The organism is Stappia sp. WLB 29, from assembly GCF_023507705.1.
Lineage (GTDB): Bacteria > Pseudomonadota > Alphaproteobacteria > Rhizobiales > Stappiaceae > Stappia.
Genome location: NZ_JALBGD010000006.1, coordinates 31,349 through 45,157 on the forward strand (window position 1 = coordinate 31,349; position 13,809 = coordinate 45,157).

Here is a 13,809-nt window from a genome sequence, read left to right on the forward strand (position 1 = left end):
TCGGGGTCGTGCCCTCAACCCCCAACCGACAGGAGACTACCCCCATGAAACTCATTCACCTTACCCTTGATCAACTGTCCCCCTCGCGGGTCAATGTCCGCAAGAAGGGCGGCAAGGAGATCGCCGATCTGCTTCCCTCCATCCGGCGGCTCGGCATCCTGCAACCGCTTCTGGTGCGCAAAGGCGCGGACGGCTACGAGGTCGTTGCCGGACAGCGGCGGCTGGCCGCCCTCACAGCGCTGGCCGCAGAGGGGATTGCCGACCCCGTGCCCGTCATCGTCATGCAGGACGGAGACGACGCCACCGCAATCGAGGCTTCGCTCACCGAGAACATCGCCCGTCTGCCGATGGACGAGATCGACCAGTACAAGGCCTTTGCCGCCCTGCGCGGCGAGGGGCTGGAGATCGGCGACATTGCCGCGCGCTTCGGCGTGAGCGAACGGCTGGTCACCCAGCGGCTGGCGATTGCCGGTATCATCGAGCCGGTGCTCAACGCCTATCGCCGCGACGAGATCAGCGCCGAGACGCTCCGCATCCTCACCATGGCAACGCCGCGCCAGCAAAGGGACTGGTGGAAGCTGTTCAAGGACAAGGACAGTTACGCGCCCTATGGCAACGGTTTGCGGAGCTGGCTTTTCGGCGGCGGTCAGATCCCGCTGGACCACGCCCTGTTCGATCTGGAGCAGTACAAGGGGCCGATCATCTCCGACCTGTTCAGCGAGGCGCGCTACTTCGGCGATGTGCAGGCCTTCTGGACCCTGCAACATGCGGCGATTGCCGCGCGGCGCGAGGCCTATCTCGCCAAGGGCTGGGAGGCGGTGGTCGTGCTCGATATCGGCCAGCACGTGCCGCGCTGGGACTACGTGAAGGTTCCCAAGGCGCGCGGCGGCAAGGTCTATGTCTCCATGACCGCAGACGGCGAGGTGAGCTTCCTTGAAGGCTACCTGCCCGAGCGCGAGGCGCGGCGCAGGCAGAAGCAGGAGGCCGAGGGCGGCAAGCCCGATGGCGCACCGCTTCCCTCCACCGTGGCGCGGGGCGAGCTGACCAAGGCGATGCACAACTATATCGGCCTGCACAAGCATGCGGCGGTGCGCACCGAACTGCTGGCCCATCCGCGCATTGCCCTGCGGCTGACGGTGGCGCACATGATCGCAGGCTCCGGCCTGTGGAAGCTGGAGGCCGACCGCCAGAAGGCGGCAAGCCCCGCCATTCAGGAAAGCCTTGCCGCCTCGCTTGCCGAACAGGGCTTTGCCGAGGAACGCCGCCGCATCCATCTGCTTCTGGGTCTCGACGACACGGACGCGGAAGACGATGCGGACAGCGAAGCCGAGCCGGATGCAGAGGCAGGCGCGGAGGCTGAAACCGACGAGGACGAGGCCGCCCTCGAGCACGACAGCCACACCGTCCGGCGGGACGGGCCTGTGGTCTTCCATGGGCAGGGACACTGGCTCGAGAGCCGTTGTCTTGCGCGCATCTTCGAGAGCCTGATGCATATGGAAGACAGTACGGTCATGCGCATTCTCACCTTTGCCATGGCCGAGACGCTGGAGGCTCAAACGGGCATGGTGGATGCGCTGGGGCTTCTGCTCGGCACCGACATGCGCAACTGGTGGGCACCGGACGAGGTCTTCTTCGATCTCCTGCGCGACAAGCAGGCGATCAACGCCATGGTGCGGGAAGTCGCCGGAGACGTGACCGCCGGAGCGCATGCGCTCTCCACCGCAAAGATCCAGAAGAAGATCGTGGCCGACTGCCTCAACGGAACCCGCACCGGCGAGGTCAAGGCAGGGGAGTGGGTCCCGCCCTACATGGCCTTCCCGCCCAAGGGCTACACCACCCGTTTCGAAGGGCCCATCACGCCGGACTGGCCGCAAAAGTCATCGGGCCGCGAGACAGGCACCGAGCACAGCTCCGCCGCCGAGGTCGAAGACCTCGATCTCGGTGATCGCGGCGATGTCAGCGAAGCGGCATAGCGCGAAATTTTTCGCTCCGCCGGACCAGAGGTCCGGCGGAGCGATCTGCACAAAACGCTATGATCTTGGTTCAATTTCGAACGTCTGGGTTGGCAGGAGCGAACGGATGGTTTTTGGGTGGCTACGCCGCGATAGCTACCGTCACCGGCCCAAGGGCATTGGCAGAAACAGGGGCATGAGTCACCGTCCCGCCTGTGGTCGGTAACCTCACCCCTCTGCCTGATGCCGTCGGTTTGTTCCAGAAGCCGCATTATTGGGCGTGAAGACATGCCGCCCGATAATGCGGCTTCTGGCACCCTAATAGGGGTCGTCAAAATCATGGGTGACGGAACCGAGACCAAAATCATCCTGCCGTCCTGCCGTGCCCATGTGCATGCGAGTATGCAGGTGGCATAGTCGATAGGCATTTGAGATCCCCAACTCGCTCTGAGTGCTCTGCAGGCGCTCGACATGGACAAGGCCGTTCGCGCCGAGGACCGTTAGGGCGTTCTTGATGTAGTTTTCCTTGATACCCGAGGTCTCCTCGATCTTCCCGTAGCTGATTTGCGCCATGTTGGTGTCGCGGTTCCTGCGTGCCGCGAACAGGAAATACAGCTTCATCGCGTCGAGTTCGGCGCGCCGTCGTAGGCGGAACTCCGACAGCCCAAGTATTTCGCCGCCACGGTACAGCCCGCGCGCGGGCACCTTAGCCCAATGTTGAGTCGGATTGTAGTCACGCACGCCTATGCTGCTGCGTCCCTCGGGCTTGGGCACGATCATCTCGCGTCGCTGCAGGAGCTTAAGCGCGGACGACAACTTCTGTCGGCTGATCGAGGTCGCTGTCGTGAGTTGGTCATAGGTGACATGCGCGACGCCGGTATCCGGCTCCATGTGATTGAGGATGGCGAGATAGGTCATCAGGGCGGCCAGGTTGTCCGACCCCTCGTCACCCCAGCGAAATCGCTTGAGACGGCCGTCGTTAATCCAGGCGATCGGCATCTTGGTGAATTGCGGTAGCTTCATGCGTCCCTCACTTCGCCACCGCATAGACGACATAGATCGCAAACGTCGCAAGCCCGATCCCCGCGAGAGCGATCAGTCCGTTCAGACGGTCGGTTGGGAGGTCAAAAATCTTGGAAAGGAAGTCGAAAATGCTCTGCATACGAAGCTCCTATTCTTGAGTTGAGCCTCATTATTTGCAGAAGGGACCCAATAGTATCTAGATACAATCCAACAAAATATAACGCAAGGAATCCCATATAATCAAATGATATCAGGTGTATATGGATTTCAGATATGGTCTATATCATTCCCTGATTCAGTTCACGAAACGGCGTCCGTGAACTGAAGTCAGGCGAAAGCGCCTCTTAAGGACTACCATGGACGGCGCGGATGAAGTCATCGCGGGCCAAGTGACACAAGGCGAACTCGCCCTTCTTTAACGGTCCGCCGAGGCGGCGCGATACGCTTTCGCTTGCGAGGTAAAATACGTTTCCCTGAAACTCGAAAAAAACATGCGCGGCCGCGCGCTTCCATTTTTCGATGAACTGCTTGCTACGCCCCATCCAGCGCATCACGGCATAGGTGTGACCGTTGAGCTGATAGGTTCGCGAGCCGAAATCAAGAGAGAAGCCGAAACTGTATCCGTTGAAGTTGGCCTCGTTGTGAATATGCACGAGCCAGAACATGCGATGCGCCTTCATATAGAACGCTTCTCGCGCCACGCGCTCTTCCTCGGAAATGGATGAATGCTGCAACTCCAGCACGGTGGGCTGCGGCGTGCCGACACCGCAGAGAACATCAGCGCGGTGGCGTTCGCCCGTCGCCGGATCTACCAGCGCGATTTCGCGGCAGGACAGATCGAACCGCTCTTTCCATCCAAGATGCCAAGCCCCTTCCGGCTCGCTCCATGGATCGCAGTCGCCTGCCTTATGTCGCCAATGACGGACGTTCTCGACGGGAATAACGGCCGTGAGCTGTCCGCCGCAGTCGCAGACCGTACGCTCGCCCCTTTCCAGCGGCGGCCGCTTTACTCCGTGAACCCAAGCATAGAGCATTCGGTCTACCTCGTTGCTTGATGTTACGGCGTCGTCGCATGCTCAAGGCTGATCTTCAGCCGTGACCCCGTCGCCGCCGCATAGCGCTGCAGGGCCTTCATCGACGGGCTGACGCGGCCGCTTTCCAGCTTGGCGATATAGGACTGCGAGGTCTGCATCTTCCGGGCAACCTCTTCCTGGGTCATGTCCGCTTCGGCGCGGGCGCGGATCAGCGCCTCGGCAATCGAAAACTCTTCCGCCAGGGCTTCGTACTCGGCGCGCACGTCGGGGCGCTCCAGCAACGTCTTTTTCAGTTCATTCAGCTTCGTCATGTCACGTCCTCCGCCCGCTTCAAGGCGAGCTCAATCTCACGGCGCGGGGTCTTCTGCGTTTTCTTGGCAAACACCCGGACCACGACCACCCGCTTTGGCCTTGCCACCACATAAAGGGCGCGGGAAATGCCATCTCTGCCCTTCATCCGGATTTCCCAAAGCGGGCCTTCCAGATGCTTCACATGGGGTTCGCGAACGCGTTCCAGCCCCAGCGACTGGATCAACTCGCCAATCCGTAGGAACTTGGCGATCTGATCGGCCGGGAGCGCTTCCAGCTCCGCATCGACCGTCGCGTTGAGTGTTTCAACAACCCACATGATCAATATATCAAATCTGACATGATTTTGCAATCATCGTGTTATTCCCGCCGGTCGTGCGGTCCCGTTCCGATACAGCGGCAACACAACCGAGGACGGTCATCCTCTCGCGCGTGCAGCGGAGCGGCGCGCCCCTTTCCCTGACTCCCGCGAATGCGCTGTCGGGCGAGGATTTTAAGCGTGTTCCCATACGGTTAAGGCTAGCGGATTCGGCTGTTTGCCGCCAGTTGTTGTTCAACACGAGGCAACCGCCGCCTCGTGCCGCCGCAGGGTGCGCACGAGCGTCCAGCGGGCCACGCCGAGGGTGCGGGCCGCCGCGCTCGCCGACAAACCCTTCTGCTCGATCAGGTGACGGGCCTTGCGGATGTCGCGTTGGCTCAAGGCGGGAGGCCGCCCGATCCGCGCGCCGCGCTTGCGCGCGGCAGCCATACCCTCGCGGGTGCGCTGGGACAGTGTGCGCCGCTCGAACTCCGCCAAGGCCGAGATCATCGTGTAGACGAAAATGCCGGCCGGTGTGGACGTGTCGATGTTGAGATTGGCGATCCGGAAATGCACCCCGCGAGCGCGTAGCGCCTCGGCATGGGTGAGCGCATCGACCACCGAACGAAACACCCGGTCGAGATCCCACACCACCAGCGTGTCACCGGGGGAGAGGCGCGCCAGCACTCTGTCGAGGACGGGCCGGCTGTGGCCGCAGGCGGAGACGGTCTCGATATGGAGCTCGTCGCAGAACTGGCGCAGGCCCTCGACCTGGCGGTCATGGCGCTGCTCGGGGGTGGACACGCGGATGTATGCGATCTTTTTGTTCTTTTTCAATGGCTTGCTCACTTCCTGCCTGTCTCGAAACCGTCCCCTATTGCTCCTGCCGCCTTGCCTGGCGGGTGTGATCGGTCACGGGCTCTCAAGGCCCTGATTTCTATAAAAGTATACCAAATTTTGGGCGTATTATTCAAATACTCACAAAACGGGACGGTTTTGAGCGGTTGGGAAACAGTAAAAAGAAGCGTTAGAGCAGGTCTTTCCGGGGTCCTGTTCTTCCTCGCGACCGGTGTTCATCCGGCCTATGCCACCGACATGACTGCGGGTGTCGTGCTCCGGGAAATGCCGAGCAACGAGTTCGTGGTCTATGTCGCCGGTATCGTAGAAGGGCTTGCCTATGCCCGCTTCAGGAAAGACAGCGTGGCGGCTGGCCGGAAGGTCGAAGACGGCATGCAGTGCATTCGCGATTGGTACCACAACAACCCTGAGAGCATCCTCAAGGTCGAGGAGGCGTTCCGCCAGCACGACAAATACCCGCCTTGGGTTGTTCTCGCCGCTATGGTCAAAAAGGAGTGCGGCGAATGATGCATCAGCCCGCCATCGGTGATCTCGGTCGCGTCTTCCGCACAAGCGCCGGTCTTGCCGCGCATTTGCGGGCGTTCCAGCGCCAGCAGGAGGAAGAGCGTCTGCGCCGCGACCGTCGTCAGGATGCGCAGGGCGATGAAGCCGAACTGATGGACTTTGCCATGGTGATGGTCTCCGCCAGCGAGATGGAGACATTCCGCGTCGAACTCGACAGCTATGATACCGCCACCATTGCCGCCTTGCAGGAAAACGAGGTCGCTCTGGAACGGGCGCTGAAAGAGCAGGAAGAGTTGTTGTTGCGCGCCCACGTGTTGCCCGACGGTCGGCGCGTGTTCAAGACCGAGGATGGCTCTCGGGTTTTCGATGAACATGGCCAGGAACTGGCTAACTCGGTCATTGATCCGGTTCTGGTCGAGGACGGTCGCCCGAGTTGGGAGACCTACAAGCCGCGTCTTGAGGAAAAGATGCGGTTGCTCGACGAACGTCGCAATCTTCTTGAGTACCAGCAGAAGCTGGACGCAGCGCGCGAGCGGATCGATGCGGGCGAGATCTCGCGCGAGGAGTGCGACGAGATGCGCGACGAGTTGAAGACCGCCATGCCCGATGCCGTGCGCGTGCAGGTTCCGGAACTGGCCTCCGAGGTCACGATGGACACGGACGTCACGACGCCGTCTTCCTCCGGTCTCGCCGCCGACACCGGTCTTGCCATCCAGGACGACATGATCCCGTCCTCCTTTACCCCCGCATCCATCCCCGGCCTCACCCGATAGGGGTGGCGTCGCGAAAAAACGGGGAGCAGTGGCGCCTCTCGCGTCTTATCCTTTGTAATTGCTTATGTTTTTTTGCTTGGCCTCGACCCGGCAATCGTGGCAAAATACTCTTATGGCTGACCACAATACCCTGTCCGACGATATCAGCCGCCGTATCGATGCATTGGCGGCGCGCTCTTCCCTGACCCGCGAGCGGATCATCGAGGATGCGCTCAGCCATGGCCGCTCGCTTGCCTGGCAGGAAAAATGGATCGCCGGGGTGCAGGAGGGAATCGAGGACGCCGACAACGGCCGCTTCGCCTCCGAGGAAGAGATAGCCGCCGTCCTGAACAAATACTCTCAAGCGTAACCGGACACGTGCGGATCGTCTGGACCACAAGATACCTGAACGAGCTCGCGGCAATCAGCGACTACATTGCCCAGCACAACCCCGCAGCCGCATCCCGTGTCCTCCACGCCATCCACACCACGACCGGCAAGCTGCTTTCGGCCAATCCCTTCATTGGTCGTCGCGGCGAAATCAGCGGAACCCGCGAACTCGTCATCCCTGGCACGCCCTATATCGTCGCCTATCGGGTGACGGATTCCGAGGTCCAGATCCTCTTCGTGCAACACGGCGCGCGCCAATGGCCCGATGAGGCCTGATCCAACTTCCTGACGATCGCTTGTGGGTATGAAACCCGCGCCTGTCGCTGATCAACGCGGTGCTGTCGGTGCTACTTCTCTACTTGCCTTGTGCCCAGCATGCTCCTCGCGCGCCCTCGGCCTGATCTCCCGTTCGTCACTGTTCGCAACCGGCCTCACCACCTCGCTGGTGTTCCGCCCCCGATAGCACCACCCGAGCGGTGATGACGCCGCCGAGGTGGTCTCGGGAGCTGAGACGGACGCGCTTCTCTTTGATCCGCCGCCGTTTGTCCCTGGCTGTTCCAGCAGCAACACCATGAACGCCGCCATCTCCTGAGCTCGATCCGTTTCCCGCTCTCCGGTGCCGTCACTGTCCCCGGGCCATGCCTCCTTGGTGCCCACCATCCTGGCCGCGCCGCCTGCGGCCTTTGCTGGCTGTCCTGGCAGGGGAGGCGCGCCCTTGCAACGGCATGGGCCGTCTTTCCGCTTCGCCCGCCCACTCGCTTGCCGCTCCGCTCGCTCGGGGTGCAAGGGCGCGCCTCTCCCTGCCTCTCCGGACGCCGTCAGGCCGCAGTGGTCGCGGCCTCAACAGGCACAAGGAGATACATCATGGCCCGTATTCAGAAGTTCGATGTCCACCAGGAGATCACCAACCGCATCGTCGACGCGCTCGAGAGCGCCGGGGAGTTCAGCCTGCCCTGGATCAGGAACAAGGGCGGCTCATCGAGGCGCCCCGTCAACATCGCCTCCGGCAATCCCTACAATGGCGTCAACATCGTCTCGCTCTGGGTGGCGGCGCAGGTGCAGGACTATCCCTCGCATCTGTGGGGCACCTACCGCCAGTGGCAGGCGCGCGGCGCGCAGGTGCGTCGCGGCGAGAAATCCTCGCTGGTGGTTTTCTACAAGACGCTGTCGGTCGAGGAGACCAACGAGCAGACCGGCGAGAGCGAGCAGTCCGAGCGCTTCATGGCCCGCGCCAGCTTCGTCTTCAACGCCGCCCAGGTCGAGGGACTCGATCTTGCCAGCGAAGAACAGCCCTTGCCCGATACTCCCGTCTTCGACCCGATCGCCCGTGCCGAGGCCTTCGCCAGGGCAACCGGTGCCAGGATCGAGGAAGGCGGGGACCGCGCCTGCTATATCCCGTCCGCCGACATGATCCGCATGCCCGAGCGCCGCCGCTTTACAGGCACCGCCACCACCTCGCCGGCCGAGGGCTTCTATTCGACCTTGTGCCACGAGCTGGTCCACTGGTCGGGCGCGCCCAACCGTCTCGACCGCAATCTTGTCGGCCGGTTCAATGCCGAGAGCTACGCCATGGAGGAGCTTGTTGCCGAGCTTGGCGCGGCCTTCCTGTGCGGTGATCTCGGCATCACGCCGGAGCCGCGTGCCGACCATGCCCAGTACATCGCCCACTGGCTCAAGGTCCTCAAGGACGACAAGAAGGCCGTCTTCACCGCCGCATCCAAAGCGTCCGAGGCCGCCAACTGGCTGATCGCGCGGGAGGCGGAACAGGCTGCGGCGTAGTGTGGATGCGAAAGCTCAAGGCCAGCCCTGGTCGCTCGACTATCGGGCGGCCGGAAATAGGTGACGACCTACGCAAGTGGCTGAGCCGCCCTGTATCGGCCCCAGCCACCGGAAAGCATGGCTGCCGCAGTCATAACGCCATAGGCGATGGAAGACGCAGCGACGATCTGGAAAAGAGTCGCGAGACCGGCGCCAAACCAGGTGACAGCGGACCAGCCAATGAAGGCTGCAATGACCATGCGCATCGTCCCGGCCAGGACTGGAAACAGAACATGGTTCGCTCCCTGGCTGGCGAAGTAGAGCGCCAGCCCAAGTCCCACAGCGCCGTAGAACGGCGCCACGTGCCGCAAATACAAGGTGCCCATCTCCAGCACCTGAGGATCGTTGTTGAACAGGCCTATCCAGGCATGCGGAAAGATGATTGCGATCAGGCCGATGACTTCGGTAACTCCAAAGGCAATTCCGGCGCCGATCCAGGCAACGCGGCGCGCCCGCTCCGCCTGTCCGGCCCCGATGTTGATGCCAACCATTGTCACCAGCGCTGTGCCCAGGCCGAAAATCACGGGGATCTGGATGTAGTCCAGGCGCGAGGCGATGCCGTAGCCCGCAATGGCCTCGGCGCCGAACCTGCCAACTGCTGCGGTGACGAAGGCGACAGTCAAGTTGACCTGGATGGTGCCGATTGCCGCCAGGGTGCCGACTCCCATGATGTCCTTGAACAAGCGCCCTTGCAATCGGACGACTTTAAGTTTGATGGGGCTACGGGGCGAGCACATGTACAGCGCAAGGACGAGCGCGGCGACGACATAGTAGATGACCACCGCCGCCCCGCCACCGGCAACCCCAAGCGGGGGGAGCGGCCCCCAACCGAAGATCAGGGCCGGCGACAGCGGAATGAGGAGGACGGCACCGAGAGCGATTACAAGAGCCGGCACGATCACGTTTCCGGCTCCGCGAAGGGCCGACGACAACAGGGCAGTGATCCAGATCGGGACGGAGCCAGCGAACACGATACCAGAATAGGTGAGTGCCGCCGCCAGCGTCGCTCCTGCCCCACCCATCGACCGGTAGAGCATCGGACCGATGAGCAGTGCCGCCGCCATGAAGACGATGCCGAACGCACAAGCCAGGACGACCGAGTGCCAGACCAGAGCGTCCGCATCGGCATGGCGACCACCTCCCACGGCCCGGGCGACAGCGGATGCGACTCCACCGCCAATGCCGCCGTTCGACATCATCTGCATGAGCATGAGGACCGGGAAGACCAGCGTCACACCGGCAAGCGCGTCCGTGCCAAGAAAGCTGACAAAATAGGTTTCAGCCACGCCGACCAGCGTCTGGATGACGAGCACCACGATCGTTGGCGATGCCAAGCGGAGCATCGTCGATACGATCGGGCCGGCGAGTACGCCGGGCGGCGCTTTATGCACCGGTGATGAAGTCGGAGCGGGATCCCGATGTGACACATGAGCCATTGATTCGTCCTTCACAGACGGATGTCGACGTCGTCTGCGGTCAGACCGGCAAACCCGCCTGCTTCCGCAGGCTCTTGTCGAAAGCAGCTTCCGGAACGAGCCGGCGCAGCAGCCGCACCTGACGGGCCATTTTCCCGGCCGGGTAGCGTCTGTTCGGGACTGTGGCGAGCGCGGCTTTCAGGACTGTCTCTGCCACGATTTCCGGAGCGTCACCTTGCTTTACGCTCTTCATCATCAGTCGCTCGGTATGGGTGCGCATCGCGTCGTAGATCGAAAGCGGTTCGTCCGGCTTCGTCTTGTTTTCCTCGAACGCTGTATTGGTGTAGGCCGGCTCAACCAGGGTCACCCGAATACCCAATGTCCGCAGTTCGTGATCAAGGGATTCGGAGTAGCCCTCGATCGCGTGTTTGCTTGCTGAGTAAATGGCGCTGAAGGGTGATGGGATCAGTCCCAGAAGGGAACTCACGTTGACGATCCGGCCCGAGCCCTGCGCCCGCATCGCAGGCAACACGGCTTTGGTCACACGCATGACACCGAAGACATTCACGTCGAACAGCGCCTGCGCCTGGGCGATCGACGACTCTTCCGCTGCGCCGATGATGCCGATGCCGGCATTGTTGACGAGCAGATCGATGCGGCCCGCTGCAGCCAGCACGTCCTCGACCAGCTTTGCCACGGACGCATCGTCTGTCACGTCGCAGATCAGCATGGTAACCCCGTCCGGCCCGGCGCCGGTCGCGCGGCGGCTGGTGCCGAACACGCGGTAGCCCGCTTTCTGCAAGGTTCTGGCCGTGGCGTAACCGATGCCGGAGGATGCGCCTGTCACCAAGGCGATGCCGAGATCATTGTTTTTCATAGAGGTCTTATCTTTCATTGTTCCGAGGCTGGACTTTGAAATCCGGTAAGCGTCCGGGAGTGGCGTGCTGGGCTACGTCTCCTGTCCGACGGGCTTGTTGGCTGAGCTTTCCGTCCAACGCCGAAACACTGCGCTGGCGTTGACACCGCCGAAGCCGAAGCCGTTGGCGATCGCGTAGGTCATCGCCATTGGCCGGGCCTGGTTCGCGACGAAGTTGATCCCGTCGGCAGCTGGGTCAGGGAGCTCAAGATTGAGAGTTGGAGGTGCAACCTGATCCCTGAGTGCCAGAACCGTGAAGATGGCTCCAAGCCCACCTGCGGCTCCCAGAAGGTGTCCGGTCGCCGACTTCGTTGCGCTGACGGCCATCGCGGAACCGGTGCCGAAAACGGACCTGATCGCCGCAATCTCGCCGAGATCTCCAACCGGCGTCGAAGTTGCATGTGCATTGAGGTGGTCAATCTCTTGAGCGGATATGCCGGCTTGGGCGATTGCAATCTCCATCGCCCGGCGCGCACCTGCGCCGTCCTCGGGGCCGGAAGTGATATGGTGAGCATCCGCCGTCGTTCCGTAGCCCACGAGTTCGGCGAGCGGCTTGGCACCGCGCGCAAGCGCATGCTCCAGTTCCTCGATGACCAGGATGCCGGCTCCCTCGCCCATCACGAAACCGTCTCGCGATGTATCGAACGGGCGTGAAGCGCGGCACGGCGTTGTATTGAAACCCGTCGAAAGAGACCGTGCCGCAGCAAACCCGCCGAGGCTGACGATGTTGATGCACGCTTCCGTTCCGCCGCACACGGCAATGTCTGCTTCGTTGGCGCGGATGAGGCGCGCCGCATCACCGATTGCCTGAATGCCGGCGGCGCAGGCCGTCACCGGCGTCCCAAGCGGTCCCTTGAAGCCGTGGCGGATCGAGATATGGCCGGCTGCAAGGTTCGCCAGAAAGGACGGCACGGTAAACGGCGACAGGCGACGAACGCCGCGCTGGTCGACCGTTCTGACCGCCTCGGTTATTGCGGGAAACCCGCCGATGCCGGACGCGATGATCGTCGCGCTCCGCAGGCGTTCCGCATCGGATGTGGGAGCCCAACCCGCCTGTGCGATGGCTTCTTGCGCAGCCGCAACACCGAAAAGAATAAACCGGTCCACCTTGCGCTGCTCCTTGGGAGCGAAGACGCTGTTGGGATCGAAGCCGCCGTCCGGATCTTCTTCCACGGAGGGCACCACGCCAGCAATCTTGGCCGGGAGATCTCGTGCCACATCCTCGGTAAGTCTTCGAATCCCCGAGCGGCCGGTCAGAAGACGCGTCCAGGACCTTTCAACACCTGAAGCAAGTGGCGTAACCGCGCCAAGGCCGGTGACAACGATGCGCCGCGCTGCAGTTGGGGTGCCGTTCGTGGAGGACAAAGCGAACGTCATTGTTTCCTGCTTACGATCAGGCAGGTCGAGGTCCCGTGGGCGTAGAGCCGGTTCTGGGCGTCCTCGACCCTTCCCTCCAGCGTAATAACCGTCTGGCCACGGGAGATGACTTCGCCGGTGACGTACAGGATGTCGGAATCGATGAAGATCGGCCGGACGAACTTGACGGCCGTCTCGTGCGAAGGGCAGCTTTCACCTTCAGACAGGGTGGTCTGGGCGGCAAGCGACATGACGGTGTCCAGCATCGTCATAATCCATCCGCCATGGAGCGTGTTCGTCAGGTTGCAAAAGCGCGGCTCCGGGGCGACCAGGAGGCGGACCTTCCCTTCCTCGGGGGGGAGCAGCGTGAAAGGGAGTGTTTCGGCCATTGGCGGGGGGTGGATGCTTCCGTCCGCCAATCCCGCGACCAGCTCAAGGCCCGAGTAGCCCGCCAGCTCGGAAAAAGAGATCGCTGCACCGCCCGCCGGGGTCGCATGGACTGTCGTCATTGCAGCGACCCTCCCGCTCCACCATCGACAGCCACTGCCTGCCGCACACTGTCGGCGGCCGCCTTCAGGATCTGCCTGGACAGCTGCGTGTCATCGATTGCCCGCGAAAGGATCAGCGCGCCGACCATCGTCGAAAGAACGCTCATGGCCCGTCCGCCGGTCTCCTCCTGGCCGACGAGATGATCAAGGACTTCGAGATGGGTTTTGATGCCTGCCTCGAACGACTCCTTCACCGCGCTGCCCTGTCTGGCTGCATCGGAGCCGAGCGCCACGATGGGGCATCCGTCCATTCTTTCCTCGAGATGGTCCGTACTGAGATAGAAATCGAGCACAGCTTCCAACGGATTGCCCGGATTCGCCTCGATCGCCGAGGACCAGCGGCACGACGCGCTCTCGAATGCACGCCTGGACGCCTGAGCCGCCAGGTCGTCCTTCGACGCAAACTGTTTGTAGAACGCACCCTGGGTCAGTCCGGCGTTCTTCATCAGATCCTTGAGGCCGATGCCGTCAAAGCCGTGCTCTCGAAACAGGCGGCTGGCCACATCGATCACTTTCTGTCGGTTTCTTTCAGCCTGCATGCGGCTCACACGCATGATCGATCCTCCTTTTTAGATTGCACTTATAATCTATATTCGATATAGAGTGTGAACGCAATCTATTTATGTGAGGCGACGA

Annotated in this window: 17 protein-coding genes; 6 read left to right on the forward strand and 11 right to left on the reverse strand. The window is 62.1% G+C overall.

Features of this window, described 5'->3' with window-relative positions:
- The first annotated feature begins 44 nt into the window (after positions 1-44).
- Positions 45-1,973 (forward strand): ParB/RepB/Spo0J family partition protein, encoded by a 1,929-nt coding sequence (locus MNI96_RS12905; RefSeq protein WP_249693729.1) that lies wholly within the window; start codon positions 45-47, stop codon positions 1,971-1,973.
- A 297-nt stretch (positions 1,974-2,270) separates the two neighbouring features.
- Here MNI96_RS12905 and MNI96_RS12910 read toward each other — a convergent pair whose 3' ends face one another.
- The 6 genes from MNI96_RS12910 to MNI96_RS12930 form a co-directional block, all read right to left on the reverse strand.
- Positions 2,271-2,975: a hypothetical protein gene (locus MNI96_RS12910; protein ID WP_249693731.1), complete on the reverse strand. Its 705-nt coding sequence runs from the start codon at positions 2,973-2,975 to the stop codon at positions 2,271-2,273.
- Between the two features lie 7 nt (positions 2,976-2,982).
- Positions 2,983-3,114, reverse strand: coding sequence for a hypothetical protein (locus MNI96_RS21890; RefSeq protein ID WP_283776480.1), 132 nt, complete (start codon positions 3,112-3,114; stop codon positions 2,983-2,985).
- 205 nt (positions 3,115-3,319) lie between these two features.
- Entirely contained in the window at positions 3,320-4,009 is a 690-nt protein-coding gene (locus MNI96_RS12915; protein WP_249693734.1) for a competence protein CoiA family protein, read from the reverse strand.
- Positions 4,010-4,032: 23 nt separating this feature from the next.
- The gene (locus tag MNI96_RS12920) at positions 4,033-4,320 is read right to left on the reverse strand and encodes a helix-turn-helix domain-containing protein (RefSeq protein WP_249693736.1); all 288 of its coding nucleotides are present in this window, start codon (positions 4,318-4,320) and stop codon (positions 4,033-4,035) included.
- Positions 4,317-4,637: a type II toxin-antitoxin system RelE/ParE family toxin gene (locus tag MNI96_RS12925; protein WP_249693738.1), complete on the reverse strand. Its 321-nt coding sequence runs from the start codon at positions 4,635-4,637 to the stop codon at positions 4,317-4,319. The genes MNI96_RS12920 and MNI96_RS12925 overlap by 4 nt, the downstream gene beginning before the upstream one ends.
- 234 nt (positions 4,638-4,871) lie before the next feature.
- On the reverse strand, positions 4,872-5,420 hold the full coding sequence (locus tag MNI96_RS12930) for a recombinase family protein (RefSeq protein ID WP_249693740.1): 549 nt from the start codon (positions 5,418-5,420) through the stop codon (positions 4,872-4,874).
- On the opposite strand from MNI96_RS12930, the gene MNI96_RS12935 reads away from it, so the two are divergent.
- The 5 genes from MNI96_RS12935 to MNI96_RS12955 all read left to right on the forward strand — a co-directional run bounded on the left by MNI96_RS12935 (position 5,397) and on the right by MNI96_RS12955 (position 8,899).
- A complete protein-coding gene (locus tag MNI96_RS12935; RefSeq protein WP_249693742.1) occupies positions 5,397-5,981 on the forward strand; it encodes a hypothetical protein in 585 nt (194 codons plus the stop codon). The genes MNI96_RS12930 and MNI96_RS12935 overlap by 24 nt on opposite strands.
- Entirely contained in the window at positions 5,978-6,751 is a 774-nt protein-coding gene (locus MNI96_RS12940; RefSeq protein WP_249693744.1) for a hypothetical protein, read from the forward strand. The genes MNI96_RS12935 and MNI96_RS12940 overlap by 4 nt, the downstream gene beginning before the upstream one ends.
- A gap of 112 nt (positions 6,752-6,863) precedes the next feature.
- On the forward strand, positions 6,864-7,100 hold the full coding sequence (locus tag MNI96_RS12945) for a CopG family ribbon-helix-helix protein (RefSeq protein ID WP_249693746.1): 237 nt from the start codon (positions 6,864-6,866) through the stop codon (positions 7,098-7,100).
- Between the two features lie 8 nt (positions 7,101-7,108).
- Entirely contained in the window at positions 7,109-7,396 is a 288-nt protein-coding gene (locus tag MNI96_RS12950; protein ID WP_249693748.1) for a type II toxin-antitoxin system RelE/ParE family toxin, read from the forward strand.
- Between the two features lie 588 nt (positions 7,397-7,984).
- A complete protein-coding gene (locus MNI96_RS12955) occupies positions 7,985-8,899 on the forward strand; it encodes an ArdC family protein (RefSeq protein WP_249693752.1) in 915 nt (304 codons plus the stop codon).
- Between the two features lie 68 nt (positions 8,900-8,967).
- Here MNI96_RS12955 and MNI96_RS12960 read toward each other — a convergent pair whose 3' ends face one another.
- The 5 genes from MNI96_RS12960 to MNI96_RS12980 all read right to left on the reverse strand — a co-directional run bounded on the left by MNI96_RS12960 (position 8,968) and on the right by MNI96_RS12980 (position 13,727).
- Positions 8,968-10,374 (reverse strand): MATE family efflux transporter, encoded by a 1,407-nt coding sequence (locus MNI96_RS12960; RefSeq protein ID WP_249693754.1) that lies wholly within the window; start codon positions 10,372-10,374, stop codon positions 8,968-8,970.
- Positions 10,375-10,414: 40 nt separating this feature from the next.
- Positions 10,415-11,230 (reverse strand): oxidoreductase, encoded by an 816-nt coding sequence (locus MNI96_RS12965; RefSeq protein ID WP_249693756.1) that lies wholly within the window; start codon positions 11,228-11,230, stop codon positions 10,415-10,417.
- A gap of 72 nt (positions 11,231-11,302) precedes the next feature.
- Positions 11,303-12,646, reverse strand: a complete 1,344-nt coding sequence (gene fabF / locus MNI96_RS12970; RefSeq protein ID WP_249693759.1) for a beta-ketoacyl-ACP synthase II — start codon at positions 12,644-12,646, stop codon at positions 11,303-11,305.
- Positions 12,643-13,134 (reverse strand): PaaI family thioesterase, encoded by a 492-nt coding sequence (locus MNI96_RS12975; RefSeq protein ID WP_249693762.1) that lies wholly within the window; start codon positions 13,132-13,134, stop codon positions 12,643-12,645. The genes fabF and MNI96_RS12975 overlap by 4 nt, the downstream gene beginning before the upstream one ends.
- Positions 13,131-13,727 carry a TetR/AcrR family transcriptional regulator gene (locus MNI96_RS12980; RefSeq protein ID WP_249693765.1) on the reverse strand — a complete coding sequence of 199 codons (597 nt, stop codon included), beginning with the start codon at positions 13,725-13,727 and terminating at the stop codon, positions 13,131-13,133. The genes MNI96_RS12975 and MNI96_RS12980 overlap by 4 nt, the downstream gene beginning before the upstream one ends.
- Positions 13,728-13,809: the final 82 nt, after the last annotated feature.